The organism is uncultured Thermus sp. (assembly GCF_938010445.1).
Taxonomy (GTDB): domain Bacteria; phylum Deinococcota; class Deinococci; order Deinococcales; family Thermaceae; genus Thermus; species Thermus altitudinis.
On the sequence record NZ_CALLUR010000171.1, the window covers coordinates 1 to 15,230 of the forward strand.

At 65.8% G+C, this 15,230-nt stretch carries 21 protein-coding genes and 1 pseudogene; 12 read left to right on the forward strand and 10 right to left on the reverse strand.

The genetic code is table 11. From position 1 onward, the window contains the following. Positions 1-381, forward strand: a pseudogene (locus tag Q0693_RS09465) (oxidoreductase); the annotation flags it as partial. 151 nt (positions 382-532) lie between these two features. Here Q0693_RS09465 and Q0693_RS09470 read toward each other — a convergent pair. After that, a complete protein-coding gene (locus Q0693_RS09470) occupies positions 533-664 on the reverse strand; it encodes a HEPN domain-containing protein (protein ID WP_243030032.1) in 132 nt (43 codons plus the stop codon). 178 nt (positions 665-842) lie between these two features. On the opposite strand from Q0693_RS09470, the gene Q0693_RS09475 reads away from it, so the two are divergent. After that, the gene (locus tag Q0693_RS09475) at positions 843-1,802 is read left to right on the forward strand and encodes a quinone oxidoreductase (protein WP_298631180.1); all 960 of its coding nucleotides are present in this window, start codon (positions 843-845) and stop codon (positions 1,800-1,802) included. Here Q0693_RS09475 and Q0693_RS09480 read toward each other — a convergent pair. Beyond that, positions 1,791-2,699, reverse strand: coding sequence for a carbohydrate kinase (locus tag Q0693_RS09480; protein WP_298631184.1), 909 nt, complete (start codon positions 2,697-2,699; stop codon positions 1,791-1,793). The genes Q0693_RS09475 and Q0693_RS09480 overlap by 12 nt on opposite strands. Before the next feature lie 133 nt (positions 2,700-2,832). Between Q0693_RS09480 and Q0693_RS09485 the strand changes: the two genes are divergently transcribed. From Q0693_RS09485 to Q0693_RS09500, 4 genes are all read left to right on the forward strand, one after another. Further along, positions 2,833-4,656 carry an aldehyde ferredoxin oxidoreductase family protein gene (locus Q0693_RS09485; RefSeq protein WP_243032387.1) on the forward strand — a complete coding sequence of 608 codons (1,824 nt, stop codon included), beginning with the start codon at positions 2,833-2,835 and terminating at the stop codon, positions 4,654-4,656. Positions 4,657-4,721: 65 nt separating this feature from the next. Continuing rightward, the gene (locus tag Q0693_RS09490; RefSeq protein WP_243032386.1) at positions 4,722-5,231 is read left to right on the forward strand and encodes a ubiquitin-like small modifier protein 1; all 510 of its coding nucleotides are present in this window, start codon (positions 4,722-4,724) and stop codon (positions 5,229-5,231) included. Between the two features lie 6 nt (positions 5,232-5,237). Next, positions 5,238-5,534: a DUF309 domain-containing protein gene (locus Q0693_RS09495; protein ID WP_298631190.1), complete on the forward strand. Its 297-nt coding sequence runs from the start codon at positions 5,238-5,240 to the stop codon at positions 5,532-5,534. Further along, positions 5,531-6,511 (forward strand): asparaginase, encoded by a 981-nt coding sequence (locus Q0693_RS09500; RefSeq protein WP_298631193.1) that lies wholly within the window; start codon positions 5,531-5,533, stop codon positions 6,509-6,511. The genes Q0693_RS09495 and Q0693_RS09500 overlap by 4 nt, the downstream gene beginning before the upstream one ends. A 2-nt stretch (positions 6,512-6,513) precedes the next feature. Here Q0693_RS09500 and Q0693_RS09505 read toward each other — a convergent pair whose 3' ends face one another. Next, on the reverse strand, positions 6,514-6,834 hold the full coding sequence (locus tag Q0693_RS09505; protein WP_243032383.1) for an FUN14 domain-containing protein: 321 nt from the start codon (positions 6,832-6,834) through the stop codon (positions 6,514-6,516). 36 nt (positions 6,835-6,870) lie between these two features. Next, positions 6,871-7,422: an HD domain-containing protein gene (locus Q0693_RS09510; RefSeq protein ID WP_243032382.1), complete on the reverse strand. Its 552-nt coding sequence runs from the start codon at positions 7,420-7,422 to the stop codon at positions 6,871-6,873. A 16-nt stretch (positions 7,423-7,438) separates the two neighbouring features. On the opposite strand from Q0693_RS09510, the gene ispF reads away from it, so the two are divergent. Genes ispF through Q0693_RS09525 form a run of 3 tightly spaced genes read left to right on the forward strand, consistent with a single transcriptional unit; the run spans position 7,439 to position 8,357 of the window. Further along, a complete protein-coding gene (ispF, locus tag Q0693_RS09515) occupies positions 7,439-7,897 on the forward strand; it encodes a 2-C-methyl-D-erythritol 2,4-cyclodiphosphate synthase (RefSeq protein ID WP_243032380.1) in 459 nt (152 codons plus the stop codon). Continuing rightward, the gene (locus Q0693_RS09520; RefSeq protein WP_298631198.1) at positions 7,890-8,210 is read left to right on the forward strand and encodes a hypothetical protein; all 321 of its coding nucleotides are present in this window, start codon (positions 7,890-7,892) and stop codon (positions 8,208-8,210) included. Before ispF ends, Q0693_RS09520 begins: the two co-directional genes overlap by 8 nt. A gap of 12 nt (positions 8,211-8,222) precedes the next feature. After that, on the forward strand, positions 8,223-8,357 hold the full coding sequence (locus tag Q0693_RS09525) for a hypothetical protein (protein ID WP_298631201.1): 135 nt from the start codon (positions 8,223-8,225) through the stop codon (positions 8,355-8,357). Between the two features lie 40 nt (positions 8,358-8,397). On the opposite strand, the gene Q0693_RS09530 is transcribed toward Q0693_RS09525, so the two are convergent. After that, complete coding sequence (locus Q0693_RS09530; protein WP_243032390.1) at positions 8,398-9,072, reverse strand: hypothetical protein; 675 nt, start codon at positions 9,070-9,072, stop codon at positions 8,398-8,400. A gap of 86 nt (positions 9,073-9,158) precedes the next feature. On the opposite strand from Q0693_RS09530, the gene Q0693_RS09535 reads away from it, so the two are divergent. Together Q0693_RS09535 and Q0693_RS09540 are read left to right on the forward strand one after the other, a co-directional pair. Beyond that, on the forward strand, positions 9,159-10,610 hold the full coding sequence (locus Q0693_RS09535; RefSeq protein ID WP_298631204.1) for a tetratricopeptide repeat protein: 1,452 nt from the start codon (positions 9,159-9,161) through the stop codon (positions 10,608-10,610). Between the two features lie 40 nt (positions 10,611-10,650). Then, positions 10,651-11,469, forward strand: coding sequence for an SAM-dependent chlorinase/fluorinase (locus Q0693_RS09540; RefSeq protein ID WP_298631207.1), 819 nt, complete (start codon positions 10,651-10,653; stop codon positions 11,467-11,469). Here the strand turns inward: Q0693_RS09540 and surE are convergent. The 3 genes from surE to Q0693_RS09555 all read right to left on the reverse strand — a co-directional run bounded on the left by surE (position 11,417) and on the right by Q0693_RS09555 (position 13,020). After that, on the reverse strand, positions 11,417-12,166 hold the full coding sequence (gene surE, locus Q0693_RS09545) for a 5'/3'-nucleotidase SurE (protein ID WP_298631210.1): 750 nt from the start codon (positions 12,164-12,166) through the stop codon (positions 11,417-11,419). The two genes, Q0693_RS09540 and surE, sit on opposite strands and share 53 nt — an antisense overlap. A 56-nt stretch (positions 12,167-12,222) precedes the next feature. Then, the gene (locus Q0693_RS09550; protein WP_114313109.1) at positions 12,223-12,429 is read right to left on the reverse strand and encodes a cold-shock protein; all 207 of its coding nucleotides are present in this window, start codon (positions 12,427-12,429) and stop codon (positions 12,223-12,225) included. 123 nt (positions 12,430-12,552) lie between these two features. Then, positions 12,553-13,020, reverse strand: a complete 468-nt coding sequence (locus Q0693_RS09555) for a peptidylprolyl isomerase (protein WP_243032467.1) — start codon at positions 13,018-13,020, stop codon at positions 12,553-12,555. A 129-nt stretch (positions 13,021-13,149) separates the two neighbouring features. Between Q0693_RS09555 and cysK the strand changes: the two genes are divergently transcribed. After that, positions 13,150-14,064, forward strand: coding sequence for a cysteine synthase A (gene cysK, locus Q0693_RS09560; RefSeq protein WP_243032468.1), 915 nt, complete (start codon positions 13,150-13,152; stop codon positions 14,062-14,064). On the opposite strand, the gene Q0693_RS09565 is transcribed toward cysK, so the two are convergent. After that, the gene (locus Q0693_RS09565) at positions 14,061-14,699 is read right to left on the reverse strand and encodes an outer membrane lipoprotein carrier protein LolA (protein ID WP_243032469.1); all 639 of its coding nucleotides are present in this window, start codon (positions 14,697-14,699) and stop codon (positions 14,061-14,063) included. The genes cysK and Q0693_RS09565 overlap by 4 nt on opposite strands. After that, the coding region (locus tag Q0693_RS09570) for a hypothetical protein (RefSeq protein ID WP_298631216.1) at positions 14,696-15,230 on the reverse strand (535 nt) is incomplete at its 5' end. The genes Q0693_RS09570 and Q0693_RS09565, both read right to left, overlap by 4 nt.

The window sequence follows — 15,230 nt, forward strand, 5'->3', positions numbered from 1 at the left end:
GTGCGGGTCTCCGCCACCGACTGGGGGGAAGGGGGGTGGGGCCTTCAGGACACCCTGGCCTTCGCCCAAAGGCTTAAGGGGATAGGGGTGGACCTCTTGGACTGCTCCTCGGGCGGGGTGGTGCCCAAGGTGCGGATCCCCCTGGCCCCGGGCTTCCAGGTACCCTTCGCCGATGCCGTGCGCAAAGAGGTGGGCCTCAAGACGGGGGCCGTGGGCCTCATCACCACCCCTGAGCAAGCGGAAACCCTCCTGCAGGCGGGAAGCGCCGACTTGGTCCTTTTGGGCCGGGTTCTCCTCAGAGACCCCTACTTCCCCCTAAGGGCCGCCAAGGCCCTAGGGGTGGCCCCGGAGGTCCCACCCCAGTATCAAAGGGGGTTTTAGGGAAGGGAAAGGGTGGGATGGCGAAAGGGCCAGCGCGCCTCCTGGCTTGGGGTTTCGGCAAGGCGAGGGCTCCCACTTCCTCCCGACTAGGCCATCCCGGTACGGGAGAAGCCCAGGACCTCACCGGCATACGGCAGCTTTGCAAGGAACCCTACGCAGAGGGCCCCTCAGGGAAGGCGTCGGGGTAGCGGGTGGGGATATAGAGCCCATCCAGGTAGCGGCCCTTCTCCACCAGGTCTTGGGGCACCCCCAGGGGAAGCGCCTTGCCAAGCCGGGTTACCACGTGCCCTAAGCCTACGGAGGCGAAGGGCTTTCACCGCCTTCTCTGCGGCCCGTTGGGCAGGCAAGCAAGCCCATTCGTGCCCACCCGCCTTTCAGGCCACCCGGGCCATCTCCAGGTCCTTCTCCTCCGGGGAAAGCCAGTCCCCTGCCCGGTTCACCTTAGCGCTAGACTGAAGGCCATGAAGGCCATACGGGTACACCAGGTGGGCGGGCCAGAGGTGTTGACCCTCGAGGACCTCCCCATCCCCAAGCCGGGCCCGGGGGAGGTTCTGGTCAGGCTTCTCGCCATCGGGGTCAACTACATTGACACCTACAAGCGCCGAGGCCTCTACCCCATGCCCCTTCCCTTCACCTTGGGGGAGGAGGGGGCCGGGGTGGTGGAGGAGGTAGGGGAAGGGGTGGTGGGGGTGCGCCCCGGGGATAGGGTGGCCTTCGCCAACGTGCAAGGCGCCTATGCCCAGTACCAGGTGGTGCCGGCGGAAAGGCTGGTGCCCGTGCCCGAGGGGCTTGACCCCAAGCTGGCGGCGGCCAGCCTGCTTCAGGGGATGACCGCCCACTACCTCCTCCGAAGCACCTACCCCGTGCAGGCAGGGGACCAGGTGCTGGTGCACGCAGGAGCCGGAGGGGTGGGGCTCCTTCTCATCCAGTGGGCCAAGCACTTGGGAGCCACGGTCTACGCCACCGCCAGCACGGAGGAGAAGCGGGCCCTCTGCCTGCAAGCAGGGGCCGACTATGCTCTCCCCTACGAGGACTTCGCCCAGGCGGTGAAGGCCCTATCCGGAGGAGGGGTAGATGTGGTCTACGACGGGGTGGGGCAAAGTACCTTTGCCGGGAGCCTCGAGGCCCTGAGGCCCCGGGGCTATCTGGTCCTCTTCGGCCAATCCTCGGGGCCCGTGCCCCCCATGGACCCCCAGGTGCTGAACCGGAAGGGAAGCCTCTACCTCACCCGCCCCACCCTCCACCACTACACCGCCACCCGCAAGGAGCTCCTCTTGCGGGCGGGGGAGGTGTTCCAGGCCCTGCGGGAAGGGTGGCTACGGGTGCGGATCGGGGCTGAGTTCCCCCTGGAAAAGGCCCGGGAAGCCCACGAGGCCCTGGAGGGGCGAAAGACCACGGGCAAGGTCCTCCTACTCCCCTGAATAGCGTTTCTTCCAGGCCCTAAGCCCCTCTTCCGGCAGGTAGGCCCCCCGCACGGTGCAGGCCAGGGCGGAAAGGGCGATGGAGCCCTCCAGGATGGCCCTGAGCTCCTCCCGGGAGAGGCGGGGGAGGCTTCCCTTCCCGTACCCCTTCTGGAGGAGAAGGGCAAGAAGCCCCGCGGTAAAGCTATCCCCCGCCCCCACGGTATCCTCCACCGCCACCCGCTCCCCAGGAAGGCGCACCTCCTCCTCCCCCAAGAAGGCCATCGCCCCCTCCTCCCCCAGGGTGAGGACCCTTAAGGGTGGATCCAGGGCCTTCACCGCTCCCACGGGGTCCTGAGGGAAAAGCAGCTTTGCGTCCTCCAGGGAAAGCTTCAGCAGGTCCACCCGGGCCAGGTAGGCTTCCATCCGCTTTCGCTCCTTGGGGGTAGGGGGATGGCGGAGGTTGGGGTCATAGGAGAGGAGGGCCCCTTCCCCCTCCGCCTCCTCCAGAAGAAGCCCCAAGCCCTCCTCCGTGCGGTCCTCGAGGGCGAAGAGGGAGCCGAAATGAAAGGCCTTGGCCCCCTTTAGGCTCCCTGGCTCGGGATGGTAGGGCTCCCGGAAGGGGCGGTGAAAGCTATAGCTGGCGTTCCCCTCCCTATCCAGCCGCACCAGGGCCAAGGGCATGGGAGCCGGATGGCGGAAAAGCCTTAACCCTAGACCCCGCCTTCGCATCTCCTCCTCGCCCCAGGCGGAAACCCAGTCCTCCCCCACCTCCGAGAGGAAGCGCACGGGAAAGCCGAGGCGGGCTAGGGTGGTGGCGGTGTTCAGCACCGAGCCCCCTAAAACCCCAGAGAAGCGCAAGGGGTCCTGGCCTTCCAAAACCAGGTCCACCAGCACCTCCCCAGCTAGGGCCAGCATGGCTCCATTATGCCTGTCATCCCCTTTACAATCCCCCTGGGGCCCCGTGGTATAATCCCCGAGAACCTGGGCAGTATCGTGGATTCCCCTGGCTATGGGCGTGCTTTCCTAAAGCCCAGGAAGGAGGTGGCACATGCTTGGCGGATATGCGCATAGGCTTGCCCGTATCAACCTCTCCAGCGGCCAGGTGGAGTACTTTGCCCCCGACCCCAAGGACCTGGAGATGTACGTGGGGGGCCGGGGCCTGGGGGTCAAGTACGTGTTTGAAAACGGCCCAAAGGTGGATCCTTTGGGTCCCGATAACCTCCTTTGCATCATGAATGGCCCCCTGAGCGGCACCCGGGCCAAGATGTCGGGGCGGCTGGCCGTGGTCACCAAAAGCCCCCTCACGGGCACCGTCACCGACAGCCACATGGGGGGCTGGACCGCAGCCAAGCTGAAATGGGCGGGGTTTGACGGGCTCCTCATCAAGGGGGCCTCGGAAAAACCCGTCTACCTCCTGGTCAAGGACGGGGAGGTCACCCTCCACGACGCCTCCGACCTCTGGGGCAAGACCACCCACGAGACCCACCGCATCCTAAGGGAACGGCACGGGGAGGACGCCGACGTGATGGCCATCGGCCCCGCGGGGGAAAACCTGGTGCGCTTCGCCAACTGGATCAACAACGACGAGCGGGCCGCAGGCCGGGGCGGCACCGGGGCGGTGGCCGGAAGTAAGAAGCTCAAGGCCATTGTGGTGGTGGGCAAGCAGGAGAAGATGCCCCAGCCCAAGGACCCCGAGCTCTGGCGGGAGGCGGACCAGCAGGCCTCGGCCACCATCAACGACCCTAAGAACGTGACCGCTCCCAAGAAGGGGGGTCTCTCCCTCTATGGCACCAACGTGCTCATGAACATCTGCAACGTCATGGGGGCCCTCCCCACCTTCAACGGCCAGCACACCTGCATTGAAGGGGTGGAGACCATCTCCGGGGAGTACGTCCGCGAACACCGCCTCATCAAGGACAACACCTGCCACGCCTGCCCCGTGGCCTGCAAGAAGATGGTGGAGGTGCACCTCAACGGCAAGGCCATCCGTTTTGAATCCTACGAGTACGAATCCGCCTGGGCCCTAGGCGCCCATGTGGGGAGCACGGACACCGACTGGACGGGCTACGCCATCTACCTCTGCAACGCCTACGGCATGGACACCATAGAGACCGGAAACGCCATCGCCGTCCTCATGGAGGCCACGGAGAAGGGTTACTACCAGGGCCCCGACGGGATTCGCTTTGGCGACAAGGAGGGGGAGATCCGCATCCTCGAGGCCATCGCCCACCGCCGGGGGGTGGGGGACAGCCTGGCGGAGGGTCCGGCGCGCTTTGCCAAGGCCATCGGCCATCCGGAGCTTTCCCTCGAGGTCAAGGGCCAGTCCATCCCCGCCTATGATCCCCGGGGCCTCAAGGGCATGGGCATCGCCTACGCCACCTCCAACCGGGGGGCCTGCCACCTTAGGGCCTACACCCCGGCCTCGGAGATCCTGGGCGTGCCCTACAAGACCGATCCTCTGGCCTGGGAGGGCAAGGGCAAGCTCACCAAGCTATTCCAAGACCTTTCCGCCTTCACCGACTCCCTGGACCTCTGCAAGTTCAGCCAGTTCGCCGAGGGCCTCGAGGAGTACGCCAAACAGCTTGCCGCTTACTGGGGCCGGCCCGTGACCCCCGAGGAGATCCTCCTCATCGGGGAGCGCATCTACAACCTGGAGCGCTACTACAACAACCTGGCAGGCCATGGGGAAGGCTCCGACTACCTGCCCGAGCGCTTCCTGAAGGAACCCTCCGACTGCGCCGGCTCCAAGGGCCAGCTCACCGAGCTGGAACAGATGCTGGAGGAGTACTACCGGGAAAGGGGCTGGGAGAAGGGCGTGGTGCCCCCCGCCAAGCTCCAGGCCCTGGGCATCCTCCCCTCCGCCGCCGACTAGGCCTTGTGGGCCCTAGCGTCCACAACCCTGGCCCCCAAGGCCAGGGTTTCCCATAGAATCACGGTATGCCCAAGGTAAACCTCTACGCCACCTTCCGCGATCTCACGGGCCAAACCCAGGTCCGGGTGGAGGGCAAAACCGTGGGGGAGGTCCTGGAAGCCCTGGTGCGGGCTTACCCGGCCCTAAGGGCGGAGCTCTTTGAGGGGGAAGGGCTTTCCGAGGGGGTTTCCCTCTTCCTGGAAGGGCGGGATGTGCGCTACCTGCAAGGGCTCACCACCCCCTTGGCCGAGGAGGCCACCTTGGACCTCTTCCCCCCGGTGGCGGGGGGAGGGTTTGTCCAGCGCTTTGGGGCCCTGCCCCCCTGGCTTTTGGAGAGGTACCTGCTGGAATGGGGCGGGAAAAAGATGGAAGAAGGGGTCTATGCCCTTCCTGGGGCCACGGTGCGCTTCCAGGAAGAGGAGCCCCTCAGGGTGGGAAGCCTCTCCATCAGCCAGCTTCGGGTGGAGGTGGAAGGGGAAGAGGCCGAGGCCTGGTTCCAAAGGATCCACCTGGCCGCCGCCCGGGGAGGGGGCTAAAGCCCCGTGGCCAGGGAAGCCACCCCTTTGTGGGAAGCGGTGCGCAGCCTTTGGGAGGCGGGGCGCTATTTTGAGGCCCACGAGGTTTTGGAAGGGGCCTGGCGAGAGGCCCAAGGGGAGGAAAAGCGCTTTCTCCAAGGGCTTATCCTGCTGGCCGCGGCCCTACACCAGGGGAAGCTGGGCCGAGGGGGCATGCGAAACCTAAAGAAGGCCGAGGGGAAGCTTCTCGGCCTCCCCTCCCCGTTCCTAGGCCTAGACTGGAGGCCCCTTTGGCGAGAGGCCCGGCGTAGACTTGGGGCGTGAACGCTTGGGTCTACGTCTACCGCGGCCAAGAGGTGGAAAACCGGCACCGCATCTCCTTGGCCGTCTACGGCCAGGAAGGCCTTTTGGCCTATGCGGGAAACCCCGGCTTATGGAGCTATATGCGCTCCTCGGCCAAACCCTTCCAGGCCCTGGCCCTTTACCTCACGGGGGCGGTGGAGCGGTTCCGCCTTACGGAGGAGGAGGTGGCCTTGGCCACCGCCAGCCACGATGGCACCCCCCGGCATGTGGAGGTGGCCTCGAGGTTCCTGGCCAAGCTGGGCCTGGGCCCGGAGGCCCTGGTGTGCGGGGTGCACCCTCCCTTTTCCAAGGAGGCCCGGAAGGCCCTGGAGGTGGCCGGGCAGCGCCCCACCCCCCTCCACCACAACTGCTCGGGGAAACATGCAGGCATGCTGGCCGCCAGCTTAGCCCTAGGGGCAAGCCCCGTGGGCTACGAGAACCCCGCCCACCCGGTCCAGGTCCTAAACCAAAGAACCCTGAGGGAGCTTTCCGGGGCCGAGCCCCGTTTGGCCACAGACGGCTGTAGCGTGCCCACCTTTGCCCTGCCCCTTTCCCGGGCCGCCCGGGCCTTTTTCCTTCTGGCCCAGCCGGAGGTGGCCACGGAAACTTACCGGGAGCCCTTGCGCCAGGTCCGGGCCGCCATGCGCCGCTACCCGGAGCTGGTGGCAGGACCGGGAAGCGTGGACACCCTCCTCATGGAGCGCCTGCCGGTGGTGGCCAAGCGGGGAGCCGATGGCTACTACGGCCTAGCCCTTCTGCAAAGCCCCCGTGGGCCCTTGGGCGTGGCCTTGAAGGTGGAGGATGGCTCGGCCCAAGCCCGGGAGGTGGCGGTGGTGGCCCTGGTGCGCCTCCTGGGCCTGGACCCAGGCCCCACCCCCTGGGACCAGCCGGAGCTAAGGAACTACCGCGGGCTACAGGTAGGCCACCTCCAGGCCCAGCTGGACCTCACCTGGCTCTAGATCTATCCCGCCCTCAGGCCCAGGAGCAGCCCGCCCACGAAGCTGGCCCCAAAGGGGAGGTTATAGGTAAGGGTTTTTAGAAGCCTATCCCAGAGGCTTTGCAGGCCGGGTTGCTGCAGAAGGGGCTCCACATCCCTTTGGATACGGGTCCAGTCCACCTGGATGTAACCCGCCTGGGCCAGGAGCTGGAGGGCGATGAAAAGGAGGCCCAAGGCGATGGCCAGGAACCGGCCCACCTTCTTCAGGGCATAGCCCACCGCATACCCGGCCAAACCGCCAAAGGTCATCTGGCCCAGGTAGGGGCTTAGGTCGGGTAGCTCCACGCCTTCACCCTAGCGGAATAGGGGTCGGGAAGACAACTACTTGAGGCCCAAAAGCTCGGCCTCCTCCTTCATGGCCTTAAGAACGAAGGCCATGTGCTCGTCCAGGGTGAATCCGAGGTCTTCCGCACCCGTGACGATTTCTTCCCGGTTCACCCCCTTGGCGAAGGCCTTGTCCTTGAACTTCTTCTTGAGGCTTGGAAGCTCGAGGCCCAGGATGGAGCGGTCTGGCCGCACATAAACCGCGGCGGTGATGAGGCCGGTGAGCTCGTCCACGGCGAAGAGGGCCTTGGCCATGAGGGTCCTCCGGGGTACGCCCGTATAGGAGGCGTGGCCCAGGATGGCCTCCAAGACCTCCTCGGGGTAACCCAGGCGCCTCAGCTCCTCCACCCCCCGGTAGGGGTGCTCCTCAGGGTATTTCTCGTAGTCCATGTCGTGGAGGACTCCGGCCATGGCCCAAACCTCCTCGTCCTCCCCAAAGCGGCGGGCGTAGGCCCGCATGGCTACCTCCACCGCCCGCATGTGCCGCCTTAGGGACTCGCTTTCCGTCCAGGCCTCCATGAGGGCTAGGGCTTCCGCAAAGCTCGGCATGCCCTAAAGTATAGCCATGCGCCTAGGCTACGGGGAGGATAGCCACCGCCTTGTGGAGGGCAAGCCCCTCTACCTCTGCGGCCTCTTGATCCCAAGCCCCCACGGGGCCCTAGCCCATTCCGATGGGGATGCTCCCTTACACGCCCTCACCGACGCCCTGCTTTCCGCCTATGGCCTCGGGGATATCGGCCTCCTCTTTCCCGACACCGACCCCGCTTGGCGAGGCGCCAGCAGCGAGGTCTTTCTAAAGGAGGCCCTCCGCCTTGTTGAGGAAAGGGGGGGAAAGCTGATCCAGGTAAGCCTGGCCATCATCCTGGACCAGCCCAAGCTTTCCCCCTACCGGCAGGGCCTCCAGGAAAACCTTTCCCGGCTCCTGGGCCTGCCCCTGGACCGGATCGGCCTCACCTTTAAGACCTCGGAGGGCCTGGCCGTAGCCCACGTGCAGGCTCGAGCCATGGCGCTTTTGGATGGTTGAGCCCCTGATCCCGGCCACGGTAACCGCGGTGGAGGGCGGGTCCCTCCGCCATGTCCTGGTGGGCACCCTCCCCCCAAGGGCCCTGCTCAACGAGCCCCTCTTGTGGAGCGTGATCCCCACGGGGCTTCTCGTCTTCCGCTTCCACCCCAGGGTACAGGCCCGGGAACGGCTCATCTACCACCTGGATACCCTGGGCTTGGCCCCTTGGGGGTGGCCCTGGCGGGCACCCTCTCAGGGGTGGGAGGAGGCGGGCTACGGGACGAGCTTTCCGGAAGAGGTGCCGGGCATCCTCTACCGGGCAGGGGACCTCTAGGCCTTCGCAGCCTTGGTGGAAGCGCTTGTGGTCTACGCCCTCCACGGCACCCATCCGGAAGGAGCCCTTTTCGCCGGGGCCCTGGCCACCGTGTTTTTGCGCCTCTTTGGGAGGCGGCTTGGTCTTAGGGCTGCCACTCCCAAGTAAAAAGGGGCCGGGCGTGCCCGGCCCCTTGAACCCCCTAAGGCTACTTCAGCTTGGCCAGCTCCTGCCGGGCCCTCTCCTGATCGTAGCGGTCGGCGGCGGTTTTGGCGGGAAGGGAGAGGGCGGTTTCCAGCTGTTTTCTCGCCCCCTCCTTCTTGCCCCAGGCCGCAAGGACCCTGGCGTACTCCACCCGGTGGATGATCCCATCGGGCTCCAGCTCTATGGCCTTTTGCATCAGGGGCTCCACCCTCGAGCCCTCCGCCCCCTGGGTGGCGGCCACCAGCCAGCCCTTTTGCACCAGCTCAAAGTGCCATAGGGCCAAGGCCACCATGGCCCCGGCGTGGTCGGGTTTGAGCTTCAGGGTTTTTTCCAGATCGCCTTTGATCCTAGGGGCTAGGCCCTCCGCCAGGGCCTCGAGGATCCCCTTGAACTGGGAAAGCCGCCCCAAGGCCCGGGCCCGCTCAAAGTAACCCTCGGGAAAATCGGGAGCCTTAGCGATGGCTTGGGAGGCGGCCTTCTCCGCCTTCTCAAACCAGGCCCGCTTCTCCTCGGGCTTGGCCTGGTAAAGGGCGTAGAAGCTGGCTCCTTTGGCGGCTAAGGCCAGGGCCTCGGGGGTACCCAGCTTCAAGCCCAGCTCATAGGCCTCCTGAAACCGCCCCGCATCCAGCAAGGCCGCCACCTGCGGGGCCTGGGCCAGGCCCAAGGCAAGGGCCGCCACCAAAAGAAAGGGTATCCAGTGTTTCACGGGTCTCACCCGCTGGGATTATACCGGGTCTAAAGCCTGCCCGGCGTAAACTGGAAGGCATGAGGCTTATCCTGGGATTGTTGCTCCTGGGCCTCCCCGCATGGGCCCAGGGAGCCGAGGATTATTTCACCCGTTGCCAGCGGCTTTTCCAACAAGGAGCCCTGGAAAGCGCCCAGGCCACCTGCGAACTGGCCCTTAAAAGCGACCCCGAACACCGGCCTAGCCTTCTTCTCCTTACCCGCATCCATCTGGAAAGGGGGGACCTTGGGCAGGCGGAAAGCTACCTGGGGCAACTGGGCGACGAACCGGAGGCCCAGCTCCTTCGCGCCCGGATCCTCCTGCAAAAGGGCCAGGCCGCGGAGGTCCTCAAGCTTTCCCTGCCTCCAGGACCCGAGGCCAACCTGCTAAAGGCCCAGGCCCTCAAGGCCCTTCGCCGGTACGAGGAGGCCTTGGGGCTTGCCCAGAACCTACCCCCCACCCCCGAAGCCCGGCTATTCCTGGCCCAGCTCTACCTAGCCCTGGGGCATCCCCAGGAGGGTCTAAAGGTCCTGGGCCCTACCCTGGGGGAAAGGCTGGAAAGGGGACGCCTCCTCTTTCTTTCGGGCAAACCCCAGGAGGCCATCCCCCTTTTGGAGGGGCTTCTCCCTGAGCTTTCCGCCCAGCCCCGGATGCAAAGCGAGGCCCTTTCCCTCCTGGTCCTGGCTTACCTGGGGCAGGGCCAGCTTTCCCAAGGGCAGGCCGCCTTAAGGCAGCTGGCCACCCTGGAAAACCTCCCCGCCCGCTTCCTGGCCAAGGCCTGGCCGTGGCTTCTCGTCTTCTTGCTCTTTTTGCTCCTCGTCCTCCTGGGAGAAAGCCGCATTGAACCCCTGCGCACCCTCGAGGTGGTGGAGGACCCCTTGCCGGGGCCGGGAAGCCTTTACCTCACCCTCCTGGGTAGCCTCCTCCTCTCCCTTTTGTTGGCCGCCTTGCTGGGAAAGGCCCTGTTCGCCAACGCCCTAGCCCTTTTCACCCCCTACCAGAAGGACCTCCTCCTCCCCAACCTTTACCTCATCTATGGCCTTCTCCTCTTCGCGAGCCTTTTGCTGGTAAAGGGGTTCCGCCAGCGCCTCCCTAACCTGCTCGGTTCCTGGTCCACCTGGATTGAAGGGTTCTGGGTGGGGCCGGCCTTGGTCCTTCTCCTCTTCCTCTATGGCTGGATCCGGGAAGCCCTGGAGCTGGGCACCCTGCCCCTAAACCTCCTGGCCTTCCTGGGCCTGGCCCTCATGGAGCCCTTTTTCCGAGGCCTCGTTCCCCTGGTCCTCAAGGAGCGGTACAAGGACCTCCACCCCTACCTGGCAGCCCTTCTCTTCGCCCTGGCCGTGCCCGGGCCCACCTTCCTCCTTATCCTCCTGGGGGCTGGGCTCCTTTGGGCTAAGGAGCGGGCGGAGGGCACCTTGGGGCTAGCCCTGGGCTGGGTGGTGGCGGGGGTGATCCTGGCCCTCTTCCCCGCCCCTTGGCTTCGGGCCTTTTAAGGCCACCCCGGCTTGGTCGGGTGGGGAATCCCTCAAGGGTATGCGTCCCATCTTCTTCCTCTCCGACTTTGGCCTCGAGGACCCCTACGTGGGGGTGGTGAAGGCGGTTCTCTGGGAAAAGGCCCCCGGGGTGCCCGTCCTGGACCTGGCCCACGCCCTTCCTCCTCAGGACCTGCGCCGGGCGGCCTATGCCCTCTTTGAGGCTGTGCCCTATCTGCCCGAGGGCGGGGTGATCCTGGCGGTGGTGGACCCCGGGGTGGGCACAAGGAGGCGGGCCATCGCCGCTTTGGGAAGGCGCCTTTACGTGGGGCCTGACAACGGCCTTTTCACCCTGGCCTGGCTCCTGGACCCACCCATCCGAGCCCATGAGATCGCCCGCACCTCCCCCCCAAGCCCCAAGGGCATCCTCCCCCTGCCAGGCTGGGCCCCGGGGGGCCACACCTTCCACGGCCGCGACCTCTTCGCCCCTGCCGCGGCCCACCTGGCCCTGGGGCTGGCTCCGGAGGGGCTCGGACCGGAGGTGCCCGTACGGGACCTGGTGCGCCTCCCCCTCTCCCTTACCCCAGGACCCCAAGGGGAGGTCCTCACCTTTGACCGCTTTGGCAACGCCATCACCACCCTTCTCAGGGCCCCCCTAGGGGGGTTTGTGGAGGTGGCGGGGAAGAGGATCCCCATCCGCAAGACCTTTGCCGACGTGGAAAAAGGCGAGGCCGTGGCCTACCTGGGAAGCGCCGGGCTTTTGGAGATGGGCATCAACGGAGGAAGCGCCCAGGAGGCCCTGGGGCTAAGGGAGGGGGCGCCCGTGGTCATAGCTCCTCCACCCAGCGCCCCACCTCCTCCAGAAGGTCCAAGGCGGTGAAGTCCAGGCTCACCGGGGTGATGGAGATGTACCCCCGCCGCACCGCATGGAGATCCGTGCCCTCCTCCTCCTCCCCCACCGGGGTGCCGGCGATCCAGTAATAGGGCTTCCCCTCGGGGTCCAGACGTTCCACCACCGTGTCCTCCCAGTGGTGGGTGGAAAGCCGGGTGACCATGAGGCCCTTGGGCACCCCCGCGGGAAAGTTCACGTTGAGAAGAACTCCCTTAGGAAGCCCCTTTTGTAGCACCAGGCGGGCGATCTTTACCGCCCATTCCGCCGCCAAGGAAAAGTTCAACTCCTCCCCCGAGGTATCCAGGCTGAAGGCGATGGAGGGAATGCCCAAGGACGTACCCTCCAAGGCAGCGGCCACCGTGCCCGAATGGGTGAGGTCCAAGCCCAGGTTCACCCCGATGTTGATGCCGGAGACCAAAAGGTCCGGCCGGCCCAGAAGGTGCACCCCCAGTACCACGCAGTCGGCGGGGGTGCCGTCCACCCGGTAGGCGGGGATCTCCCCGAAACCGGCGCTGGCGGTGTGTTTGAAGCGCAAAGGGCGCCTTACGGTGATGCCATGGCCCACCGCGGACTGCTCCACATCGGGGGCCACCACATACACCTGGCCCAACTCCCGCATGGCCAGGCCCAAGGCCTTGATTCCGGGAGAGAAGATGCCGTCGTCGTTGGAAACCAGGATGCGCATACCCCAAGCCTAAAACAAAAAGGCCCCCGAAGGGGCCTTCTGGACGGAGGGATCTTCTAGAGGCGGCGGACCTTCTTGGCCTGGGGGCCCTTGCCGCCCCGGCCGGGCTCCACCTCAAACTCCACCCGGTCCCCTTCGTTCAGGCTGCGGAAACCCTCAGCCTCAATGGCCGTAAAGTGCACAAACACATCCGGACCCTCTTCCTGTTGGATGAACCCGTAACCCTTTTCCGCGTTGAACCACTTAACCGTACCCTTCTTCATGCTTCTCCTTCATCCCTCAAACCCATCTAGTTTTCCAGAGACCCCTTACTATCCCACGGCCAGGTCAAAAAGTCAAGCCCCAAAACCGCAAGGGGCCTTGGGGCTTGGAAAACCCCTCGAGGCTTAGTGGTGATGCCCGCCCTCGTGCACGTGGCCGTGGAGGATCTCCTCCGGGGTGGCCTCGCGTACCTTCACCACCTCCACCTCAAAGTCCAGGTCCTTCCCCGCCAAGGGGTGGTTGAAGTCAATGGTGACCTCCTCCCCCTGGACCTCCACCACGGTAAGGGGCATGGGGTTCCCCTCCATGTCCTGGGCGTAGAACTGGGCCCCAGGCACCACCTCCGCATCCTCGGGGAAGGCGGAGAGGGGCACCACCTGCACCCCCTCAGGGTCGCGGGGGCCATAGGCCTTTTCTGCGGGCACGTGGGCCTGGAAGCTCTCCCCTTCCATGCGGCCTTCCAGTTCCTCCTCGAGGCCCCGGATCAGGTTGCCGTGCCCGTGCAGATAGGAAAGTTCCCCCTGGTCCAGCACCTCCCCCTCCACCTGGAGGGTGTAACGGATGGTCACTACCTTGTCCTGTTCAACCTTCATGGTCACCCTTCCGCAAGCCGAGCTTGCTCCTTCTAGCCTAGCAGACCTCTTTCCCCCAGGAAAGATGCCTGGCCCTTTTCCTGTACCCAAGGGGCCTTTCCCCTCCTTGCTAAAGGCTATAGTGGGGGTATGCGGGTGGAAGCCATCATCGGCAAAACTCCCACGGTGCGCCTTTTCAAGGTGGTGGAGCCGGAAATGGCCGAAGTCTGGGTGAAGCTGGAAGGCCTTAACCCCGGAGGGTCCATCAAGGACCGCCCCGCCTGGTACATGATCCGGGATGCCGAGGAAAAGGGCCTCCTCCGCCCCGGCTCGGGCCAGGCCATCGTGGAGCCCACCAGCGGGAACACGGGGATCGGCCTGGCCATGATCGCCGCCAGCCGCGGCTACCGCCTGATCCTCACCATGCCCGCCCAGATGTCCGAGGAAAGGAAGCGGGTCCTCAAGGCCTTGGGAGCGGAGCTGGTCCTCACCGACCCCAGCCGCAGGATGCTGGCCGCCCGGGAGGAGGCCTTGCGCCTTAAGGAGGAGCTTGGGGCCTTCATGCCCGACCAGTTCGCCAACCCCGCCAACGTGCGCGCCCACTACGAGACCACAGGGCCCGAGCTTTTTGCCGCCTTGGAGGGACGCATAGACGCCTTCGTCTACGGATCGGGCACCGGGGGGACCATCACCGGGGTGGGGCGGTACTTGAAGGAAAGGCTCCCCGGGGTGAAGGTGATCGCCGTGGAGCCCGCCCGCTCCAACGTCCTCTCCGGGGGCAAGATGGGGCAACACCAGTTCCAGGGCATGGGCCCGGGCTTCATCCCGGAAAACCTGGACCTTTCCCTTCTGGATGGGGTCATCCAGGTCTGGGAGGAGGATGCCTTCCCCCTGGCCCGGCGCCTGGCCAAGGAGGAGGGGCTTTTCCTGGGGATGAGCTCCGGGGGCATCCTCTGGGCGGCCCTGGAGGTGGCCCGGGAGCTAGGCCCTGGCAAAAGGGTAGCCTGCATCAGCCCCGATGGGGGCTGGAAGTACCTCTCTACCCCCCTCTACGCCGAACCCTAGCGGCGCAGCACCTGGGCGTCCTTGGGGTAACGCTTGAGGTCCTGGGGGCGCAAAGGGGTCCGCTTGAACTCCACCACCCTAAGGTCGGCCAGAACCTTCCCCGCCTCATCCCGGAAGAGGAAGCGCACGGGCCTGGGATCCGCCTTCAGGATGTAAAGCTCCAGGCTAGCGAAGCCCTGGCCCTCCTGGGCCTGGCCCACAAGTTTCCAGGCCATGCCCTCCGGCAAGCGCTCCTCCCCCACAAGGCGCAGGCTCACCCGCTGGGAAAGGGCCTTGAGGTCCCCAAGGCCTTGAGGGCTAAACCCCAAGCCCTGCACCTGGGCCTTCTCCTTGGGACTGATGACCAGCTGGTTGGTGAGGTAGAGGTAGTTCCAGACCTCTTTTTCCGTGATCACGGTGAAGTTACCCTCCAAGGAGCCAGGCTTTTGAAACTCTATGCGGAAAAGGTTCTCCTTGGGGATGGCCAGGACCCGGGCCCGGAGCTCCTCCCGGCCCGCAGGCCCCTGGATCTCGCCCTGCACCACCGCCTGCCAGGGGTCTTGCAGGTTCTTCTCCACCCGGTCCAGGATCTCGCCCACGGACTGGGCCAAGGCCGTCGCCAACACCAACAGGATTCCCCAGGACATCGCCTTCATGGCCACCTCCAGGCATACCGGACCCAGGCGTAAGGGGCTTCCTTGTACCCTGCCTCCCAGCCCAGGTCCCCAAGCCACACCCCGAGGCTACCCGCCCAGGGATAGGAAAGGGTGAGGAAAAGGCTAGCCTCCCCTAAGTAAAGCCCGGCCTCCAGGCGGTTTAGCCCCCCCAGGCGCAAGGAGAGGTCCAGGACCTCCATCCCCTCCCCTACTTCCCCCTTCCAGCCCAAAAGGAGGTAGGGAAGGCCGGAAACACCCGCCCCCAAGGTGTAGGTGGCCCCCTCCCTCAGGGCGTAGCTCACCTCGGCCCGGGAGTTCCCGCCCCCTTCCCAAAGAAACCCCACCACCTCCTTGGGCACCAGCCGGTAGCGCAAGGAGAGCCGGCCAAACACCCCCTCCTCGGGGAACAGGGGGAAAAGCCCCTTCGGGCGGTAGCCGAGCCGCACCGCCAGGGCCAAGGGGCCGGCGCCCCCTTCGGCAAAGGCCATTCCCCCAAGCCCCCCCGTTCCGGCCTCGGTTTGCAGGCCATAG

Excerpts from the sequence above, each read along its gene's own strand:
- Q0693_RS09490 (WP_243032386.1), top strand. The coding sequence starts at position 4,722 with ATGCCCAAGGTAAACCTCTACGCCACCTTCCGCGATCTCACGGGCCAA.
- Q0693_RS09520 (WP_298631198.1), top strand. The coding sequence starts at position 7,890 with ATGGTTGAGCCCCTGATCCCGGCCACGGTAACCGCGGTGGAGGGCGGG.
- Q0693_RS09555 (WP_243032467.1), bottom strand. The coding sequence starts at position 13,020 with ATGAAGGTTGAACAGGACAAGGTAGTGACCATCCGTTACACCCTCCAG.
- Q0693_RS09485 (WP_243032387.1), top strand. The coding sequence starts at position 2,833 with ATGCTTGGCGGATATGCGCATAGGCTTGCCCGTATCAACCTCTCCAGC.
- Q0693_RS09510 (WP_243032382.1), bottom strand. The coding sequence starts at position 7,422 with ATGCCGAGCTTTGCGGAAGCCCTAGCCCTCATGGAGGCCTGGACGGAA.
- Q0693_RS09540 (WP_298631207.1), top strand. The coding sequence starts at position 10,651 with ATGCGTCCCATCTTCTTCCTCTCCGACTTTGGCCTCGAGGACCCCTAC.
- Q0693_RS09550 (WP_114313109.1), bottom strand. The coding sequence starts at position 12,429 with ATGAAGAAGGGTACGGTTAAGTGGTTCAACGCGGAAAAGGGTTACGGG.
- surE (WP_298631210.1), bottom strand. The coding sequence starts at position 12,166 with ATGCGCATCCTGGTTTCCAACGACGACGGCATCTTCTCTCCCGGAATC.
- Q0693_RS09480 (WP_298631184.1), bottom strand. The coding sequence starts at position 2,699 with ATGCTGGCCCTAGCTGGGGAGGTGCTGGTGGACCTGGTTTTGGAAGGC.
- ispF (WP_243032380.1), top strand. The coding sequence starts at position 7,439 with ATGCGCCTAGGCTACGGGGAGGATAGCCACCGCCTTGTGGAGGGCAAG.
- cysK (WP_243032468.1), top strand. The coding sequence starts at position 13,150 with ATGCGGGTGGAAGCCATCATCGGCAAAACTCCCACGGTGCGCCTTTTC.
- Q0693_RS09535 (WP_298631204.1), top strand. The coding sequence starts at position 9,159 with ATGAGGCTTATCCTGGGATTGTTGCTCCTGGGCCTCCCCGCATGGGCC.
- Q0693_RS09475 (WP_298631180.1), top strand. The coding sequence starts at position 843 with ATGAAGGCCATACGGGTACACCAGGTGGGCGGGCCAGAGGTGTTGACC.
- Q0693_RS09565 (WP_243032469.1), bottom strand. The coding sequence starts at position 14,699 with ATGAAGGCGATGTCCTGGGGAATCCTGTTGGTGTTGGCGACGGCCTTG.